General features: G+C 47.9%; 13 protein-coding genes, 1 tRNA gene and 2 pseudogenes. 15 read left to right on the forward strand and 1 reads right to left on the reverse strand.

Going from position 1 to position 16,078, the window contains the following annotated elements; genetic code table 11:
• The first annotated feature begins 30 nt into the window (after positions 1 to 30).
• The 4 genes from pal to EDI28_RS11880 all read left to right on the forward strand — a co-directional run bounded on the left by pal (position 31) and on the right by EDI28_RS11880 (position 3,485).
• The gene (pal, locus tag EDI28_RS11865) at positions 31 to 564 is read left to right on the forward strand and encodes a peptidoglycan-associated lipoprotein Pal (RefSeq protein ID WP_128784092.1); all 534 of its coding nucleotides are present in this window, start codon (positions 31 to 33) and stop codon (positions 562 to 564) included.
• A gap of 16 nt (positions 565 to 580) precedes the next feature.
• Positions 581 to 1,336, forward strand: coding sequence for a tol-pal system protein YbgF (ybgF, locus tag EDI28_RS11870; RefSeq protein ID WP_128784093.1), 756 nt, complete (start codon positions 581 to 583; stop codon positions 1,334 to 1,336).
• 152 nt (positions 1,337 to 1,488) lie between these two features.
• The gene (gene nadA, locus EDI28_RS11875; protein WP_128784094.1) at positions 1,489 to 2,550 is read left to right on the forward strand and encodes a quinolinate synthase NadA; all 1,062 of its coding nucleotides are present in this window, start codon (positions 1,489 to 1,491) and stop codon (positions 2,548 to 2,550) included.
• A gap of 77 nt (positions 2,551 to 2,627) precedes the next feature.
• Positions 2,628 to 3,485: a bile acid:sodium symporter family protein gene (locus EDI28_RS11880; protein ID WP_128784095.1), complete on the forward strand. Its 858-nt coding sequence runs from the start codon at positions 2,628 to 2,630 to the stop codon at positions 3,483 to 3,485.
• A gap of 160 nt (positions 3,486 to 3,645) precedes the next feature.
• Here EDI28_RS11880 and EDI28_RS11885 read toward each other — a convergent pair whose 3' ends face one another.
• Positions 3,646 to 4,221, reverse strand: coding sequence for a UPF0149 family protein (locus tag EDI28_RS11885; RefSeq protein ID WP_128784096.1), 576 nt, complete (start codon positions 4,219 to 4,221; stop codon positions 3,646 to 3,648).
• A gap of 294 nt (positions 4,222 to 4,515) precedes the next feature.
• Between EDI28_RS11885 and EDI28_RS11890 the strand changes: the two genes are divergently transcribed.
• The 11 genes and pseudogenes from EDI28_RS11890 (at position 4,516) to EDI28_RS11935 (ending at position 16,024) form a co-directional block, all read left to right on the forward strand.
• Positions 4,516 to 4,603 (forward strand) — tRNA-Ser (locus EDI28_RS11890).
• An 886-nt stretch (positions 4,604 to 5,489) separates the two neighbouring features.
• Positions 5,490 to 5,939: an L-alanine exporter AlaE gene (locus EDI28_RS11895; protein ID WP_128784097.1), complete on the forward strand. Its 450-nt coding sequence runs from the start codon at positions 5,490 to 5,492 to the stop codon at positions 5,937 to 5,939.
• Positions 5,940 to 6,776: 837 nt separating this feature from the next.
• Positions 6,777 to 7,457 carry a methyl-accepting chemotaxis protein gene (locus tag EDI28_RS27330; protein WP_325062642.1) on the forward strand — a complete coding sequence of 227 codons (681 nt, stop codon included), beginning with the start codon at positions 6,777 to 6,779 and terminating at the stop codon, positions 7,455 to 7,457.
• Between the two features lie 15 nt (positions 7,458 to 7,472).
• Positions 7,473 to 7,841 (forward strand): response regulator, encoded by a 369-nt coding sequence (locus EDI28_RS11905; RefSeq protein WP_128784099.1) that lies wholly within the window; start codon positions 7,473 to 7,475, stop codon positions 7,839 to 7,841.
• 13 nt (positions 7,842 to 7,854) lie between these two features.
• A complete protein-coding gene (locus EDI28_RS11910; RefSeq protein WP_128784100.1) occupies positions 7,855 to 8,166 on the forward strand; it encodes an STAS domain-containing protein in 312 nt (103 codons plus the stop codon).
• 38 nt (positions 8,167 to 8,204) lie between these two features.
• A complete protein-coding gene (locus EDI28_RS11915; protein WP_128784101.1) occupies positions 8,205 to 10,412 on the forward strand; it encodes a chemotaxis protein CheA in 2,208 nt (735 codons plus the stop codon).
• A gap of 86 nt (positions 10,413 to 10,498) precedes the next feature.
• Positions 10,499 to 11,029 carry a chemotaxis protein CheW gene (locus EDI28_RS11920; protein WP_128784102.1) on the forward strand — a complete coding sequence of 177 codons (531 nt, stop codon included), beginning with the start codon at positions 10,499 to 10,501 and terminating at the stop codon, positions 11,027 to 11,029.
• 117 nt (positions 11,030 to 11,146) lie between these two features.
• Positions 11,147 to 12,811 (forward strand): annotated as a pseudogene (locus tag EDI28_RS28095) (cache domain-containing protein); the annotation flags it as partial.
• Between the two features lie 42 nt (positions 12,812 to 12,853).
• A pseudogene (locus EDI28_RS28100) lies at positions 12,854 to 13,918 on the forward strand (methyl-accepting chemotaxis protein); the annotation flags it as partial.
• Between the two features lie 130 nt (positions 13,919 to 14,048).
• Positions 14,049 to 14,900: a CheR family methyltransferase gene (locus tag EDI28_RS11930; RefSeq protein WP_128784104.1), complete on the forward strand. Its 852-nt coding sequence runs from the start codon at positions 14,049 to 14,051 to the stop codon at positions 14,898 to 14,900.
• A gap of 41 nt (positions 14,901 to 14,941) precedes the next feature.
• Positions 14,942 to 16,024, forward strand: coding sequence for a protein-glutamate methylesterase/protein-glutamine glutaminase (locus EDI28_RS11935; RefSeq protein WP_128784105.1), 1,083 nt, complete (start codon positions 14,942 to 14,944; stop codon positions 16,022 to 16,024).
• Positions 16,025 to 16,078 lie beyond the last annotated feature (54 nt).

Raw genomic sequence — 16,078 nt, forward strand, 5'->3', positions numbered from 1 at the left:
CCGTAATTAGCAATATAAAAGGAAAAAATAATGCAACTGAACAAAGTTTTAAAGGGGCTGGCAATTGCGCTGCCAATGATCACTCTTGCTGCATGTAGTTCAACAGAAAGCACTGATAGCTCGGCGGCATCTGAATCAACTACAGGTACAACTGCTACTGAGCAAACAACAGTTGCAACACCAGTAGAGTCAGGTTCTGCAGCGCTGTCTGAGCAGGAGCTACGCAGCCAGCAGCTACGTCAGGAGCAAACTGTATACTTCAAGTTTGACAATGCTGAAATTCAGGCTGACTACCAAGATATGCTGACTGCACACGCTGATTACCTGCGTGATAACACAACAGTTAAAGTGATTGTTGAAGGTCACGCCGATGAGCGTGGTACACCTGAGTACAACATTGCTCTAGGTGAGCGTCGTGCAAGTGCGGTAGCTAAGTACCTTCAGGCACTAGGCGTATCTGCAAGCCAGATTTCAATTGTTAGTTACGGTGAGGAAAAACCTCTGGTTTTAGGCCACTCCGATGCTGACTATGCTAAGAACCGTCGTTCGGTTCTAGTTTACTAATTTATAGGTAAACACAATGAACAGTAACAAAATGCGTAGCCTCGCGTTTACGTTGCTGGTTGGTGCGGCGACCCAGGTGGTCGCCGCACCTGCTCCTGTTTCCGACCTAAACGGTAGCAGTGCGCAGGGTAATGATAGCCTTGCTCGTTTGGAGCGTATGATTGAGGCGCGAAACCAGGTGCAACTTGATATGCAGCGTCAGCTGGATCAGCTTGCATCAGAGATGGATGAACTGCGCGGTCTTGTCGAGCGCAACAGCTATGATCTCGGTCAGATGCTGGAGCGACAGCGAGAACTGTACCGCGAGGTTGATGCATTGAGCCGCCAGCCTCAGAAAGAAGTCGACGATACATCGAAATCAGATCCGGCTTCTACTGAAACATATACCAGTAACGTTAGTGAAAACGAAGCGTATGAATCAGCCGTTGACCTGATCCGGAAGGAAAAGGACTATCCAGGTGCAGTTAAGGCGTTTCAGGGATTTTTGTCGACTTACCCTGAATCTGTGTATAAGCCGAATGCCCACTACTGGCTAGGCCAGCTGTATTTTATTCAGAGCCAACTTGCAGAAGCTGGTGAACAGTTTACTGCTGTTGTCGGCTTTAGCGACTCTAACAAGCGTTCAGATGCCATGCTGAAGCTAGGTGTGATTGCCGAGCGCAGTAAAAAGCTTGATGAAGCCAAGACGTTTTATCAGAAGGTGATTGAGCTTTATCCTGACTCGACAAGTTCACGTCAGGCAGAGAAAAACCTCAAAGCTCTTGCCAAATAACGCGACTGTAATTGATAAAGGCCAGTTTTTACTGGCCTTTTTTAATTCTTTAACGAATCAATAACAGTGCGGTTGCCAGAAAGGTGATTATTTCAATGTTTGCGGTGTATAATGCTCGGATTAGTAAGGACGAGCTGATGAGCAATTGAGAAATGAGCCTGACATTTGATCCCTCTGAAATGGTTTACCCGTTTCCACCTAAGCCAATGCCGTTGACTGTTGAAGAGCAGCAGTCATACAAAGAAAAAATCAAAGCCCTGTTGAAGGAAAAAGATGCGGTTTTGGTTGCCCACTACTACACCGATCCTGAGATCCAGGCGTTGGCTGAAGAGACCGGCGGGTTTGTCGGTGACTCATTGGAAATGGCCAAGTTCGGTAACCAGCATCCAGCGAAAACCCTCGTGATTTGTGGCGTTCGTTTCATGGGTGAGTCGGCAAAAATCCTGACACCGGAAAAGCGTGTGCTGATGCCTACTCTGGAGGCCGAGTGCTCTCTGGACTTAGGTTGTCCGGCGGACAAGTTTACCGAGTTTTGCGACGCTCATCCTGATCATACTGTTGTTGTGTATGCCAACACGTCTGCAGCGGTGAAGGCTCGTGCTGACTGGGTGGTGACATCCAGTATTGCGTTGGAAATTGTAGAGCACCTTGATAGCGAGGGTACAGATATTATTTGGGGCCCAGACCGTCATCTTGGTTCGTATATTCAGAAGCAGACAGGCGCTGAAATGCTATTGTGGCAGGGCGAATGTGTCGTTCATGATGAGTTCTCGGCCAAGGCGCTTCGTGATATGAAGAACTTGTACCCTGATGCAGCTATTCTTGTTCACCCCGAGTCGCCAGCTGCGGTTGTGGCACTGGCAGACGCCGTTGGCTCGACCAGCCAGCTGATCAAAGCGGCGAAGACGCTGCCGAATAAACAGCTGATTGTCGCGACCGATAAGGGCATTTTCTTCAAGATGCAGCAAATGGTTCCGGAGAAGGAGCTGATCGAAGCGCCGACCGCTGGTGCAGGCGCTACTTGCCGCAGCTGTGCGCATTGCCCGTGGATGGCAATGAATGGCCTTCAGGCCATTGAACAGGGGCTGCGTGAAGGTGGCGAACTGCATGAGATTTTTGTGGATGAGTCATTGCGTGAAAAATCGCTTATCCCACTGAATCGTATGCTCGATTTCGCGGCAGAATTGCAATTGAAAGTGAAAGGTAACGCATAATATTGCGGTATCTTTAAGAGTACAAATGGCGGCCTTATGGTCGCCATTTTTTGTTGATTGGTGCGAGGATTGAAAAAATGAGCCATACGATGTTAACCGTGGCATTGCCGATTGCACTCGCATGGATGATGTATTGTGTAGGGCTAACGCTGTCGACCGCTGACTTTAAGCGGGTCGGACAATATCCGGGGCGGGTGTTGCTCGGCTTGAGTATTCAATTGCTTGGCTTGCCGCTGCTGGCATTTGCGATGATTCGGCTGTTTGCTCTGCCGGAGCCTGTGGCAATTGGTTTATGGCTATTGGCGTTGGCACCGGGTGGAGCCTCCTCTAATGCGATTACCCATATGAGTGGGGGGGACTCGGCACTCTCAATCACGATGACGGCAATAAGCAGCCTGATTATTCCGCTTAGCCTGCCGGTTATGCTGGCTTTGGTTGTGCCGGACACGCAGCTTATATTCCCACTAAAGACCGCTATCTTACAGCTTACGGCGGTAACATTGGTCCCGGTGCTATTGGGAATGGCCACTAGGCATTGGGCGACAGGGGAGTGGTTTGAGCGTTTTTCTCCGTTTGCCAACCGTTCGGCACTCGGTGCGCTGTTTCTTACTGTGATGGTAACGCTTGCTGCCAATACCGGGGTGTTTCACCAGCTTTTTTCTGTCGCATCGGTGGCTGCTGTCAGTTTGTGCGTAGCAGGAATGCTGCTGGGGGCTTCTGCAGCAAAAATGTTTCGTGGTGATAAGGTGCTGGTAAAAACGATGGCAATTGAAGTGGGGGTCCAAAATGCAGGTACTGCTATTTTTGTTGCCGTGGTACAGCTGCAAAGACCAGAGTTGGCATTGACACCGTTATTGTATGGGGTGCTCATGAACTTACCGGCTTTTGTGATGATCTACTTCTTCCAGCGGCGAAAACTGGCCAGAGCTTGTTAGCATTCAGAGGTGACGGTCTTCAGAAGTGCAAGTGTTTAGAGATGATTGGCTTGATGGATAGCCGGTAACATCGGTAGAAAGAAAGAGATGCAGTAGTTGCTGCATCTCGTCATTATTCAGGATCTTGCCCAGTACTAAAGTCTCAATACTGCTTTTAGGATTATTGTTCTTGTGCCAGAGCGTGTCCGCGCAGTGTCAGGCCACATAGCATGGTCGGAACGGAGGTAAAGATTTCTTCGAACTGTGCCAGGCCGTCAGCGCCTTCCTGGGATAGGGCTTCCATGGCATTTTCAGGATCGTAAAGCAGGCTGAAACACAGCAAAACACCACCGAGTAATGCATTGTCCTCGCTGCCTTCCGGCATGATCGTATCCCAATCGTCACGAGCAAGCTGCCAGCCTTGTAGTATACCCTCAGCAAGCTCTCGGGTTGCATCAGAAACCAGCTCTTTGTCGTCAAGCTCACAGCCTTCAGGCCATTGCCATTGTCCTGTCAGCAATTCTTCTCGGCTTTGATTCCACATATTGACGATTGCGTTGGCGTAGGTCTCAAGCTCTTGATGGCTTTCAAACGGGGAGGTTTCATCACCGCCCCAGAGAAAGGCTAGCCACTCGGACGGATCAATCAGGTGCGGGGCTGCCGCCATTGCGGTGACAAAGCCGCGAGTTTGAGCTTCAGACAAGAGCTGTTCGGCTAGTTGTGGGTTTTGCAGTAACTCACTTAGAGGAGCAGACATAGTACAATCTCAGTTTAGTAATGTGTCTTTCCTTTATGCCAATTATTGTATTTGGCATAAAGTGTTAACAGAAATAGATAGAATAGTTGCTAGGTGGGCTATTGTAGCAGCCTAGGTACTTCTGCACAGCTTCACCGGTGCTTTTATCGAGGCAAGTGCCTATATCGTTGTAATAATATACTTCTATTGGGGGATTTCTTGATTTTTATTGACCTTGTGCTGTCAGGGCACTATAGTAGCGCTCCGTTGAGAAATTAGCTTCTTGCTATAAGTTTTATAACTCAACAACAATTTGGTGAGGTGTCCGAGTGGCTGAAGGAGCACGCCTGGAAAGTGTGTATACGGCAACGTATCGAGGGTTCGAATCCCTCCCTCACCGCCATATATAGAAAAGCCGCCTGATGGGCGGCTTTTTGCTATCTTAAAGAAAATCCCCTGCTAATTTATTTTACCTGCTTGCTCTCTTTGTTTTCTCATCGATCACTAATTAATTTACTACTTACAAGTCTGTCATCAACAAATCGTACTCTTTGTTCGATCTTATTATCGTAATGTCTTAATTACGCCCTATTGCTGAAATAATAACTCATTATTGTAGTTAACTTTCAGTGTTAAAACTGGGTTAATTTGGGGTTTTGTGGATGTTTCGGCTAGGAATATCATGAAAATGAACTGAACATTGATTCGAATGTATATCAGATCCTGCGTGATAACAGCAACTATGATCGCAAGAAGCGAGAAATGTATTCTTACAAGGTTAAATGTGTTTAATAGTCCGTAAAATTTCGGTTAATAGTGGTTTTTTATTGTGTTTTTCTAGTCCTTATATATACGCATTTAGACTGTTTGTGTTTATTTTTACGTTATTAATCAGTTGTTTACAGTTGTGTATTGAGGGTGGTTTTTGCTATTCATTTTCTGTCCTTGAATTTTTTAAGTGTTTAACTGACTACTAATGCTAGTTGCTTGGTTGTATCGCTTAACTACCCTGTTAATTGCCATATAAGCAAAGTTAACTGAGTATTTTCTATTAGTTTTATGCCGAAACTTAACGTGCAGCACGGCAGTGCCGCTTACGTGGTTATTTGTGCCAATTTGTATGGCAAAAGTAGCTGTAAGTTTACCAATTAAATATAACTTTGGTGTTTAATTCTACTTAAAACCTGTTCTAATACGCAAATCGACTGGTTGTTATTTATTTATCCAGTTAAAGAGTCTGATTAATCTGTTTATTGTGGCCTTATTTACTATTTATAGGAGTTTGCGGTATGTCTGTTAAAGGTCAATTCAATGTGCGAAATGCGGCGGCTGACACCTTTGCTATGGTGGTTTTCAGTTTTATTACCGGCATGTTGATTGAGGTGTTCGTGTCGGGGATGACATTTGAACAGTCTTTAGCATCGCGAACGTTATCAATTCCGGTCAATATTGCCATTGCCTGGCCATATGGTGTCTTCCGTGATTTTGTGATTCGCAGTGGCCACCGTTTGTCACCGGCCAACTGGATGAAAGGTCTGTCCGATATGGTTGCCTTTGTCTTGTTTCAGTCACCGGTCTATGCCGCTATTTTGTGGGTTGTCGGTGCGGATGTTGATCAGATAATCACAGCTGTTACCAGTAATGCCGTTATTTCAGGTGCGCTTGGTGTGGTTTACGGCCTATTCCTAGATAGTTGTCGTCGTATGTTCCGCGTGCCGGGCTATTACCAACAAGCATAACTGTCAATGATGACACTGAACGAAAAAAGCTCCTATGGGAGCTTTTTTGGTATTTGTGCAGCAGAAATTGTTAGTCAGCATCATATGCAACTAGAGATACATTCCGTTCTTTGTTTTTCTGTTTCTTTTTCATGGTCATTTATACTGATGTTGCCTCATTTCTAGCGGAACTAATTGATAGCTATCAATATTTGAACTTCGTCAAGGTTTTGAGTTATATCGTATTCACCTGCACTAATCTTCCGATATTCCACAAGTTTGTATGCCTATACTTCAGTATCCCATTAAGGGTGTTTTATTTACTGAAATTGGCAGTGGAACTCTATGAAAAAAAGCTGTTTTTTCTGGATACCTGTAGGACTTACCATTTTTGCGGCAATTGGAACGGTTTGGCTTGGTCATGCCAGCCCTGTTTCTTGTGTTATTGGTGGTGCATTCGTCGTCAGTGGCTATCTGGCCGCCTGTTTTCTGCAGTCGGGCCATGACGAGACAATGGCAGAAGTACGGAACCTGCAAAATAGTGAGTTACTTTATAAACAGCAGCATGCGCAAAAAGAGCTTAAACAGCTGGTTGAGCTGTGTTTGCAAATATTGCCAATCTGGCAGAGGCAGCTTTGTACCGTAAGGTTGCAGACAGAAACTGAAATTACGGCGTTGTCAGAACGTTTTACAGAAATTATCAACGAACTGGATCTGGCTGTCACAGAGTCCCAGCATGTCGCGGGCGGTGGGAGCGAGAATAGTGAAAGCGGGGTGCTTGCGGTTCTCAATGACAGTGAACGGCAGCTGGATCAGGTTATTGATCTGCTTCGCTCAACGATGCAGGCCAAAGAGGAAATGTTGGCCCAGGTTCGTCATCTGGCGAGTTATACCGAAGAACTCGACAGTATGGCTCTCGATGTTGCCAAGATTGCCGAGCAAACTAACTTGTTGGCTCTGAATGCAGCCATAGAGGCGGCAAGAGCGGGCGATCAGGGACGCGGGTTTGCCGTTGTAGCAGGCGAGGTACGCAAGCTGTCACAGCTTTCGGGAGAAACGGGCAAACATATCCGTGACAAGGTTTTGCTGATAAATCAGGCCATGGCCGATACCGTGAACATTGCCGAACAGAGCGCCCGGCAAGATGCTCAGGCCGAGGCGGCTTCAGAAACCAATATCGAATCTATTCTGGCTAATTTCAAACAACTCGCTTCCGAGTTGAGTAACTCGACCTCATTGCTTCAAGATAAAAACATGGATATTCAGCAGGAAATTTCCGGTGTTATTGTTTCGCTGCAGTTCCAGGATCGTGCCAGTCAAATTATTACCCAAGTAGAGATGAACCTGGACAAGCTGCAGGCTGAGATCACCGATTATGAGTCCGAGCAGCATAATGATGACGAAGCACACCGACTTGATGTCACCAACTGGCTCAATGAAATGAAGCGCGACTATGTCGCTCAGGAACAGCACCTCAATCATGAAAAAGACGAGGCGAATACCATGTCTTCACAAGATAGCGAGATCACTTTCTTTTAACCCCCGGAGAGTTCTATGGCTAAGACAATTTTGATTTTGGATGATTCGGCGCCGATTCGTCAGGTCGTTGGGATTGCCCTCAGAGGTGCTGGCTATGAGGTGATTGAAGCAAAGGATGGCATTGATGGCATCGATAAACTCGATGGTCAGAAGCTGAACTTGATCATTACTGACATCAATATGCCGAGGATGGATGGGATCACTTTCGTGAAAGAGGTGAAGAAGATGCCGCGATATAAATTTACCCCCATCATCATACTGACAACGGAATCACAGGATAACAAAAAGCAGGAAGGCAGGGCGGCGGGAGCCAAAGCCTGGGTTGTTAAGCCGTTCCAGCCTTCTCAGTTGCTAGATGCCGTCGCCAAGCTGATTTTACCGTGAGTGGGAGCTGCTTATGGACATCACTATTACGCAGGAGCAGGCAGGGTCGGAGTGCAAGCTAAGCCTTAGCGGTGAAATGTCAATTTATACGGCTGCGGAGCTAAAGCCGCGCTTATTGGCTTATTTACGCGATGCTCAATCATTATCAATGGATCTTTCGGAAGTGAGTGAGCTAGATACCGCCGGATTGCAGCTTTTATGGCTGTGTCAGCAAGACGCCGCGATAACAGGTAAGACGTTTGCTATTACCGGTACCAGCGCTGCTGTTATGGAATCCATCACTTTATTGCGACTTGAAGCGGCGTTTGGCATGCAGCCTGTGTAACAGGCCAATTTTCATTGTTCCATGGTCTAGGAGGGAAAATGGAAGAGATGGAACATATCCGAGAAATGTTTATCGACGAGAGTCTGGATTTGCTCCAGGAGATGGAATCGGCATTAAACCAGTTAAAAGCTGCCCCCGAAAATGCTGAGATGCTCAATCTGGTATTTCGGGCCGCGCACACTATCAAGGGATCTGCCGGGTTGTTTGGCGATGATGGTTATGACGCGATTGTTTCCTTTACCCATACGGTAGAAAACGTGCTGGCCCAGGTCAGATCCGGTGAGCGCGCTTGTGATGACGACCTGATCCTGACGCTTCTGGATTGTCGTGATCATATTGAAAGCTTGATTGAGCAGCTTAATATTGATGATGCATCAAGCAGTCAGGAACTGGTACAGCAAGGCCAGGGATTATTGGTTCAGCTGGCTGGTTCGACAGTGTTGCCGCCATTGGAGCAAGATACAGAAGACAATACGACACTTGTTCAGGGCGTGAGTGGCCGCGTTGCTGTTAATGCCTACTGGCACATTTCTCTGCGATTTGGAGAAAATGTACTGAGAAATGGAATGGACCCTCTGTCATTTCTACGTTACCTCAGCTCTTTAGGAGATATTGTCGAACTTGTTTCCCTCTTCAGTTTACCCGGCAGTACCATTATGGATCCCGAGTCCTGCTATCTTGGCCTGGAACTGCAGCTGGACAGTGATGCTGATCAGGCAACCTTGATGTCAGTATTTGAGTTTGTTGCTGACGAGTGCCAAATTCATATTATCCCCCCTCATAGCGATCTTCATGAATATGTATTGTTAATTAATGACTTAGAACAAGAATCTTCCGAATTAGGCTCGGTGTTGGTACGCTGTGGTGCGCTGACGCAAGATGAGTTAGCACATGTATTAGATCCGCCCCAACCGCTAAACCAGCTTGTACTTCCTGTTGCCGAACCAAAACTACTCGACTCAGAGCTATCGGCTAGCAATATTCCGGATAATGAGCCGGATTTATCGTCTCAGGCGATAGCACCAAAAAATATATCGGCAAACGTGCTAGAGCATAAGCGCCAGGAAAGTCGCAGCCTGCGGGTTGATGCCCATAAGCTAGATCAGCTGATTAACCTGGTGGGCGAGCTGGTTATTGCCGGCGCCAATACGAGTTTGCTTGCGAAGCAAAATGGTGATCCGGAATTGGTTGAATCAAGTGCGGCCGTTTCTTTGCTGGTGGAAGAGATAAGAGGCTTGTCGCTGCACCTGAGAATGATACCGATAGATGAGACGTTTAAGCGCTTTCATCGTGTGGTAAGGGAAATCAGCCGAGACTTAGACAAAGATATCCGACTGAAGATTGAAGGTGGGGAGACCGAACTTGATAAGGGCGTAGTCGAAAAAATCAGTGACCCGTTGATGCACCTGGTCAGAAATGCCATAGATCACGGCATTGAAGCCAAAGAGGACAGGATCGGAAAAGGTAAACCTGCAGCAGGTACGATTACCTTACGAGCATATTACGATTCGGGCAGTATAGTGATTGAAGTTTGTGATGACGGTGGAGGTATTGATCCGGCCAAGGTTCGAACCAAAGCTATCGAGAGCGAATTGATTAGTGCAGAGCAAACACTGAGTGAGAAAGAAATACTGAGGCTGATTCTAGAGGCCGGTTTAACTACCAAAACGACAGTAAGTGACCTCTCGGGAAGAGGAGTCGGTATGGATGTGGTTAAGCGAAATATAGAAGCACTACAAGGCAGTATCGAAGTAGAAAGCGAAGTGGGTGAAGGCTCTTTGCTACGTCTGCGTCTTCCTTTGACGCTCTCTATTATTGACGGTTTTGCCGTCGGCGTGGGGGCCTCCAGCTATGTTATCCCTCTTGATGCTGTTATTGAGTGTATCGAGTACAACGAACAGCACAGTAAAAATGGCAATTACGTCAATCTTCGGGGGGAAATTTTGCCCTTTATCAACCTGAGGCAACAGTTTAAAGAGAGCCATATTGACGTTAAGCAGCGAAATATTGTCGTGGTACAAAGCGGTGAGCAAAAAGCGGGATTTGTTGTTGACCAGTTGCAGGGCGAGCTGCAAACCGTGATTAAACCGTTGAGCAAAATATTCTCGCACCTTAGCGGGATCAGTGGCTCAACCATTTTAGGGAGTGGAGAAGTGGCGATGATCCTCGATGTCCCTGCCTTGATTAGAGAGGCAGAAACGCGTCGATCACCTTGTCATGTCGGGTGTGAAGAGGTGGTGCCATAGGCCTAGGAGTACGGTAAGCCGAAGTACTTATAAAGGTACGGATAAATGGGAATATGGCCCGGATGCAGCGCACTAAGGGGGGCGTAATGACGCAAAGTTTAACTCTGGCAACGCCCAGAAGCCAAGAGGACAAAGGTGTGGACACGACATTGGAGCAACAGCAGTTTTTGACGTTCTTACTTCGAGAGGAGCTGTTTGGCATCAATATCCGTCCGATTAAGGAAATCATCGAGTATGGCCAGCTGACCGTGGTGCCTATGGTGCCTGAGTTCGTCCGCGGCGTGATCAATGTTCGGGGCAACGTTGTACCCATTATTGATTTGGCCTTGCGCTTTGGCTGGCCAACTACGTTAGTGACCAAGCGGAGCTGCATCGTGATTGTCGAGGTGGAAAGCGAAGGCGAACGCATTGAAATCGGAGTGGTTGTCGATGCAGTAAGCGAAGTTCTTGATATTCCTCTGGCAGATATTGAGCCCGCGCCCAGTTTTGGGGCTAGGCTCCGGACAGATTTTATCGAAGGGATGGGAAAAGTGAATGATGAATTTATCGTGTTGCTAAATGTCGGCCGGGTGCTGTCAGTCGATGAGTTGTCTTCGCTTGAGGCGTTACAAGAATAGCCATCCTGATGCTGCAGCTGTTGGCAAAAACAGGCTGTAAAAACAGGTACTTTTGAATGAATAATAACCGGAATAAGAATCCAGGGAGGCGTTATGCTTCGTTTTAGTGACATCAGGATGAGACCTAAGTTGATCAGCTTGTTTTTGCTGGTCAGTCTGATCCCATTGGCTATCGTTGTGTTTATTGCTGTAAAAGCGGCTGCGGATGCGTTGACCACAGAGTCCAACCATCAGCTTATTGCTATGCGTGAAGTGAAAAAGTCCCAGCTTGAAGATTATTTTGCAGAGCGCCAGAGCGATTTAGGTGTGCTTGTCGATACTGTCGATACGCTACGCACCAATACGCTGAATAAACTTCATGCGGCAAAAGGAAGTAAGCGGGCCCAGATAGAAGGACATTTTCGCGAACTGCAGGACGATATTGTTATTCTTGCCGAAAATGACACTGTTTTCGAGGCATTATCAGGGTTTGATAATGCCTATCGAAATGCTGGACTGCAAGCCGGTGATGAACCCTGGCAGGTTGTGAATACTCAATATGGAGCGTGGCTGAGTCGCTATAAAGAGCACTACGGTTTCTATGACATGTTCCTGGTCAATGTAGATGGTGAAATTGTTTACTCGGTCTCCCAGGAATCGGATCTCGGGCAAAATATTAAAACAGGTACTCTGCGCGATAGTGGCATTGGCCGGGTGTTTAGCAAGGCGCAGTCTGCCGTCGCTATTGAAGACTTCTCGCCCTATGCGCCATCTAACAACCAGCAATCGGCATTTATCGGTGCGCCAGTCATCAAGAATGATGAGCTTGTGGGTGTACTTATCATGCAGATCCCGACTGAGGATATTGATGCCATTATGCTGCGCGCTGACAACCTTGGCGAGACGGTAGAGACTTACCTGGTTGGCAAGCAAGCAGGAAGTACCACGCTACGCAGCAACTTTGTCAGCTCTGACGGAGCTGAGCGCTTGATTGGTATGCCCGCCAGCGAACCGTTTGTTGAAGAGGTACTGGCCGGCAAGATAGCGGAAGGAATTTATGCGGATCAGAGCGGAAGGCTTATGTTGATATCGGCTTCTCCGTTAGACATTTATGGACTGAACTGGGCATTGGTTTCGGCCATTGATCTTGAAGAAGCTTTCATCAGTATAAAGCCGGGGGAAACAACTGACTTTCTTGCAAACTATAGCCAGAAGTATGGTTACTATGATCTTTTCCTTATCCACCCCAAAGGTGATGTGTTCTACAGCGTGAGCCATGAGCCTGATTACCAAAGTAATATCGTTGATGGAAAATACGCAGACTCAAATTTAGGTCAGCTGGTACGCCAGGTGCTACAGACTCGACAGTATGGTTTGGTCGACTTTGCCCCCTACGCCCCGAGTAATGGCGAACCTGCCGCATTCATTGCCCAGCCGCTGATTGAGAACGGAGAGATTGAGCTGGTAGTGGCCATTCAGTTACCGCTGGAGGCAATCAACTCAATTATGCAGCAACGAAGCGGAATGGGGGAAACGGGTGAGACTTATCTGGTCGGGATGGATAAGCGGATGCGGTCTGACTCGTTCCTTGACCAGGAAGGGCGCTCGGTGATGGCCTCTTTTGCCGGTACAGTAGAGCGAAATGGTGTCGATACCCAGGCCACGAGTGCTGCCTTGGGAGGGGAAACCGGAATCAATCGAGTCAAGGATTATAACGGGAACACGGTATTGTCGGCTTATACCCGAGTTGATGTCGGTGATACTCACTGGGCCTTGTTGGCCGAAGTGGATGAAGCCGAGGTCAATGAGCCGATAACTAACCTGCTCATGATTGTTGGTTTGGTAATTGGTGCTGCTGTGGTGCTGATTGTGTTGGTGGCTATGGTCGTTGCCTCTACCATTACCCGTCCGTTGGCAACAGCGTTGCAGGTTGCCGAGGCAATGGCTACTGGCGATCTGAACAGCAAAATCGAGACAAGCAGCAAAGATGAAACCGGTCAGTTGCTGCGTAGAATGGGGCATATGAGTAATCAGCTGCGCCAGATTGTGGGGGATGTAAACAGCAATGCCAATGGTTTGGCCAGTGCTTCAGAAGAGATAAGTGCCACAGCGCAGTCTCTAAGCCAGGCTGCGAGTGAGCAGGCGGCGAGTGTCGAGGAGACCAGTGCTTCCCAGGAGCAGATTGCCGCATCTGTGCAGCAAAATGCCGAGAACGCCAAGATAACCGATGACCGGGCAACCAAAGCATCAAGCCAGGCAGTCGAGGGGGGACGAGCAGTAAGTGAAACTGTTATTGCGATGAAGGAAATTGCTGAAAAAATCAGTATTATCGAAGACATTGCCTATCAAACCAATCTGTTGGCACTCAATGCTGCGATTGAGGCTGCAAGGGCCGGTGAGCATGGTAAAGGCTTTGCCGTGGTTGCGGCGGAAGTACGCAAGCTGGCTGAGCGTAGCCAGGTTGCCGCACAGGAGATCAGCAATCAGGCTGGGAATAGTGTGCAGGTTGCCGAACAAGCGGGACATTTGCTTGACGAAATTGTGCCCAGTATTACCAAAACCGCGGAGCTGGTACAGGAGATCGCCGCTACCTCGGATGAGCAGGCTAGCGGTGTGACTCAGATTAGTGTTGCGATGGGGCAGATGGACCAAGTCACCCAGCAGAATGCCTCGGCTTCTGAAGAGCTGGCATCGACGGCTGAAGAAATGAGTGCCCAGGCCGAGCAGCTACAGCAGTTGATGAGCTTCTTTAAAATCAACGATTTGCCTGCCTATGGTCTAGAGAATCAGAAGTTGAATGTTACCAGCAACCATACGAGACCATCGTCAGCCTTGCCTCCTAAGAAATTTGCGAGAAAGCCGGAAAATAAGCATCAGGAGCTGATAGAAGAGGACTTTGAGGCCTTTTAGTTCGAAGTTGGCTTACTTAATGGCCCCCTTCGGACAATCAACGAGCGCTTGGTTGCTGGTTCTAACTGGCAACAAGGCGCTTACTGAGCAAGGGATCACTGATTCTTGTGATGGCAAAAGGGAGGACGCGATGGAGTGTAGGCATGCAGTCCAGAAACTATCTGGTGATTTATTCCACCAGAGTGCCATTACAGATTGGGAGTTTGCCCGGTTTCAGCAGCTAATCTACGATCTTGCCGGTATTACCCTTAGTGAACACAAGAAGAACTTGGTTGCCGTGAGATTGGCCGGTCGACTGCGGCATTTCTCCTTGACGAGTTTTGCTGACTACTATCAGCTATTAATGAACGAGCCCCCGGTGGGCGAGCTGCAAATTGTGGTTGATCACCTAACGACCAATGAGACACATTTTTTCAGAGAACCCCGCCATTTTGGCTTCATCAAGAGGCAGATACTGGATAATAGAACCTCGACGGTGCCACTTCGGTGTTGGAGTGCTGTCTGTTCAACAGGAGAAGAGCCGTATAGTTTGGCTATGCTACTGGCAAGCCATTTCGGCGAAACGGCGGATTGGACGGTGCTGGGTTCTGATATCAATTCCAATGTATTGGGCCAAGCGCGTAGCGGTCTCTATTTAAACTCGCGACAGGCTGAAATTCCGATTCGATACTTGCAGCAATATTGCCTGAAAGGTGTTCGTTCCCAGCAGGGCACATTGTTAATCAACAACCAGTTGCGCCAGCATGTTTGTTTCAAACAAATTAACCTAAATATGTCGTTGCCAAGCATCGGGTTGTTCGATTTGATCTTGCTTCGTAATGTTCTTATCTATTTCTCGGCGGAAACTAAGCGTGATGTTGTGTTGCGAATATTGGAGAAGCTCAAACCCGGTGGTTATTTGATTGTTGGTCATTCCGAAACAATTACTGGGATCAGTGATCAGCTGCGTCTGATAAAGCCCAGTATTTATCAAAAGGTATGATGGCAATTGCATCAAGGATTCGGCATTTTTAGGTAGGTGATATGGAAAGAAAAAAAATAAAGGTCATGGTGGTCGATGATTCGGCCGTTGTCCGCCAAGTCGTATCTTCTGTATTGAAAACCGACAGCGAAATTGAGGTTTGTGGCGCTGTTGCCGATCCTCTATTTGCGATGACAAGGATGCGGATGCAGTGGCCTGATGTCATTGTGCTCGATATTGAAATGCCTAGAATGGACGGGATTTCATTTCTAAAGAAAATAATGGCTGAACGGCCTACACCTGTGGTGATTTGCTCTACTTTAACGGAGAAAGGGGCGGAAACCACCATTCAGGCGATCTCGGCCGGTGCGGTTGAGATCATTACCAAGCCAAAGGTCGGATTAAAAGGCTTCCTACACGATTCTGCCAAGGTGCTGATTGGTGCCGTCAAGGCAGCCAGCAAGGCGAATTTAAAGCCTCTTCAGTCCGCTTCCGTTAAAGCTTCAAACTTAAAAGTTCAGCCTAAGTTGACAGCAGACAGTGTAATCGCTGGCGGAAAGACCTCAAGCCTGAAAACGACAGAGCAAATTGTTGCAATCGGTACGTCGACGGGGGGCACCCAGGCACTTGAAATCGTATTGAAGGCCTTGCCTCGGTTGTCGCCGGGCATTGTTGTTGTGCAGCATATGCCAGAGAAATTTACCGCTGCCTTTTCAGATCGGCTGAACAGTTTATGCGAGATCAACGTTAAAGAAGCCAAACACCGAATGCGTGTACTGCCTGGCCAGGCTTTGATTGCCCCCGGAGGGAAGCACATGCTGCTTAAGCGGAGCGGGGCACAATACTATGTCGAGGTGATTGATGGTCCGTTAGTCAGTCGTCACCGTCCTTCGGTCGATGTGCTGTTTCGCTCGGTGGCCCAATCGGCGAGTGCCAATGCGTTGGGGATCATTATGACGGGTATGGGAGATGATGGCGTTAAGGGTATGCTGGAGATGCGGCAGGCCGGTGCGCATACGTTGGCACAAGATGAGGCAAGCTGTGTGGTATACGGTATGCCTAAGGAAGCCGTTAACCGGGGGGCGGTTGAACGTAGTTTACCGCTGGTCGAGATCCCGCAGGCAATCCTTGACTACAGTCAGTAGATAGAATGCCTGTTATTCGCCACAGTGTTTGTCTACTGGCTGGGCAGAGTATTG

Source organism: Photobacterium chitinilyticum (genome assembly GCF_004104355.1).
GTDB classification, from domain to species: domain Bacteria; phylum Pseudomonadota; class Gammaproteobacteria; order Enterobacterales; family Vibrionaceae; genus Photobacterium; species Photobacterium chitinilyticum.

Excerpts from the sequence above, each read along its gene's own strand:
- pal (WP_128784092.1), top strand. The coding sequence starts at position 31 with ATGCAACTGAACAAAGTTTTAAAGGGGCTGGCAATTGCGCTGCCAATG.
- ybgF (WP_128784093.1), top strand. The coding sequence starts at position 581 with ATGAACAGTAACAAAATGCGTAGCCTCGCGTTTACGTTGCTGGTTGGT.
- nadA (WP_128784094.1), top strand. The coding sequence starts at position 1,489 with ATGAGCCTGACATTTGATCCCTCTGAAATGGTTTACCCGTTTCCACCT.
- EDI28_RS11880 (WP_128784095.1), top strand. The coding sequence starts at position 2,628 with ATGAGCCATACGATGTTAACCGTGGCATTGCCGATTGCACTCGCATGG.
- EDI28_RS11885 (WP_128784096.1), bottom strand. The coding sequence starts at position 4,221 with ATGTCTGCTCCTCTAAGTGAGTTACTGCAAAACCCACAACTAGCCGAA.
- EDI28_RS11895 (WP_128784097.1), top strand. The coding sequence starts at position 5,490 with ATGTCTGTTAAAGGTCAATTCAATGTGCGAAATGCGGCGGCTGACACC.
- EDI28_RS27330 (WP_325062642.1), top strand. The coding sequence starts at position 6,777 with ATGTTGGCCCAGGTTCGTCATCTGGCGAGTTATACCGAAGAACTCGAC.
- EDI28_RS11905 (WP_128784099.1), top strand. The coding sequence starts at position 7,473 with ATGGCTAAGACAATTTTGATTTTGGATGATTCGGCGCCGATTCGTCAG.
- EDI28_RS11910 (WP_128784100.1), top strand. The coding sequence starts at position 7,855 with ATGGACATCACTATTACGCAGGAGCAGGCAGGGTCGGAGTGCAAGCTA.
- EDI28_RS11915 (WP_128784101.1), top strand. The coding sequence starts at position 8,205 with ATGGAAGAGATGGAACATATCCGAGAAATGTTTATCGACGAGAGTCTG.
- EDI28_RS11920 (WP_128784102.1), top strand. The coding sequence starts at position 10,499 with ATGACGCAAAGTTTAACTCTGGCAACGCCCAGAAGCCAAGAGGACAAA.
- EDI28_RS11930 (WP_128784104.1), top strand. The coding sequence starts at position 14,049 with ATGGAGTGTAGGCATGCAGTCCAGAAACTATCTGGTGATTTATTCCAC.
- EDI28_RS11935 (WP_128784105.1), top strand. The coding sequence starts at position 14,942 with ATGGAAAGAAAAAAAATAAAGGTCATGGTGGTCGATGATTCGGCCGTT.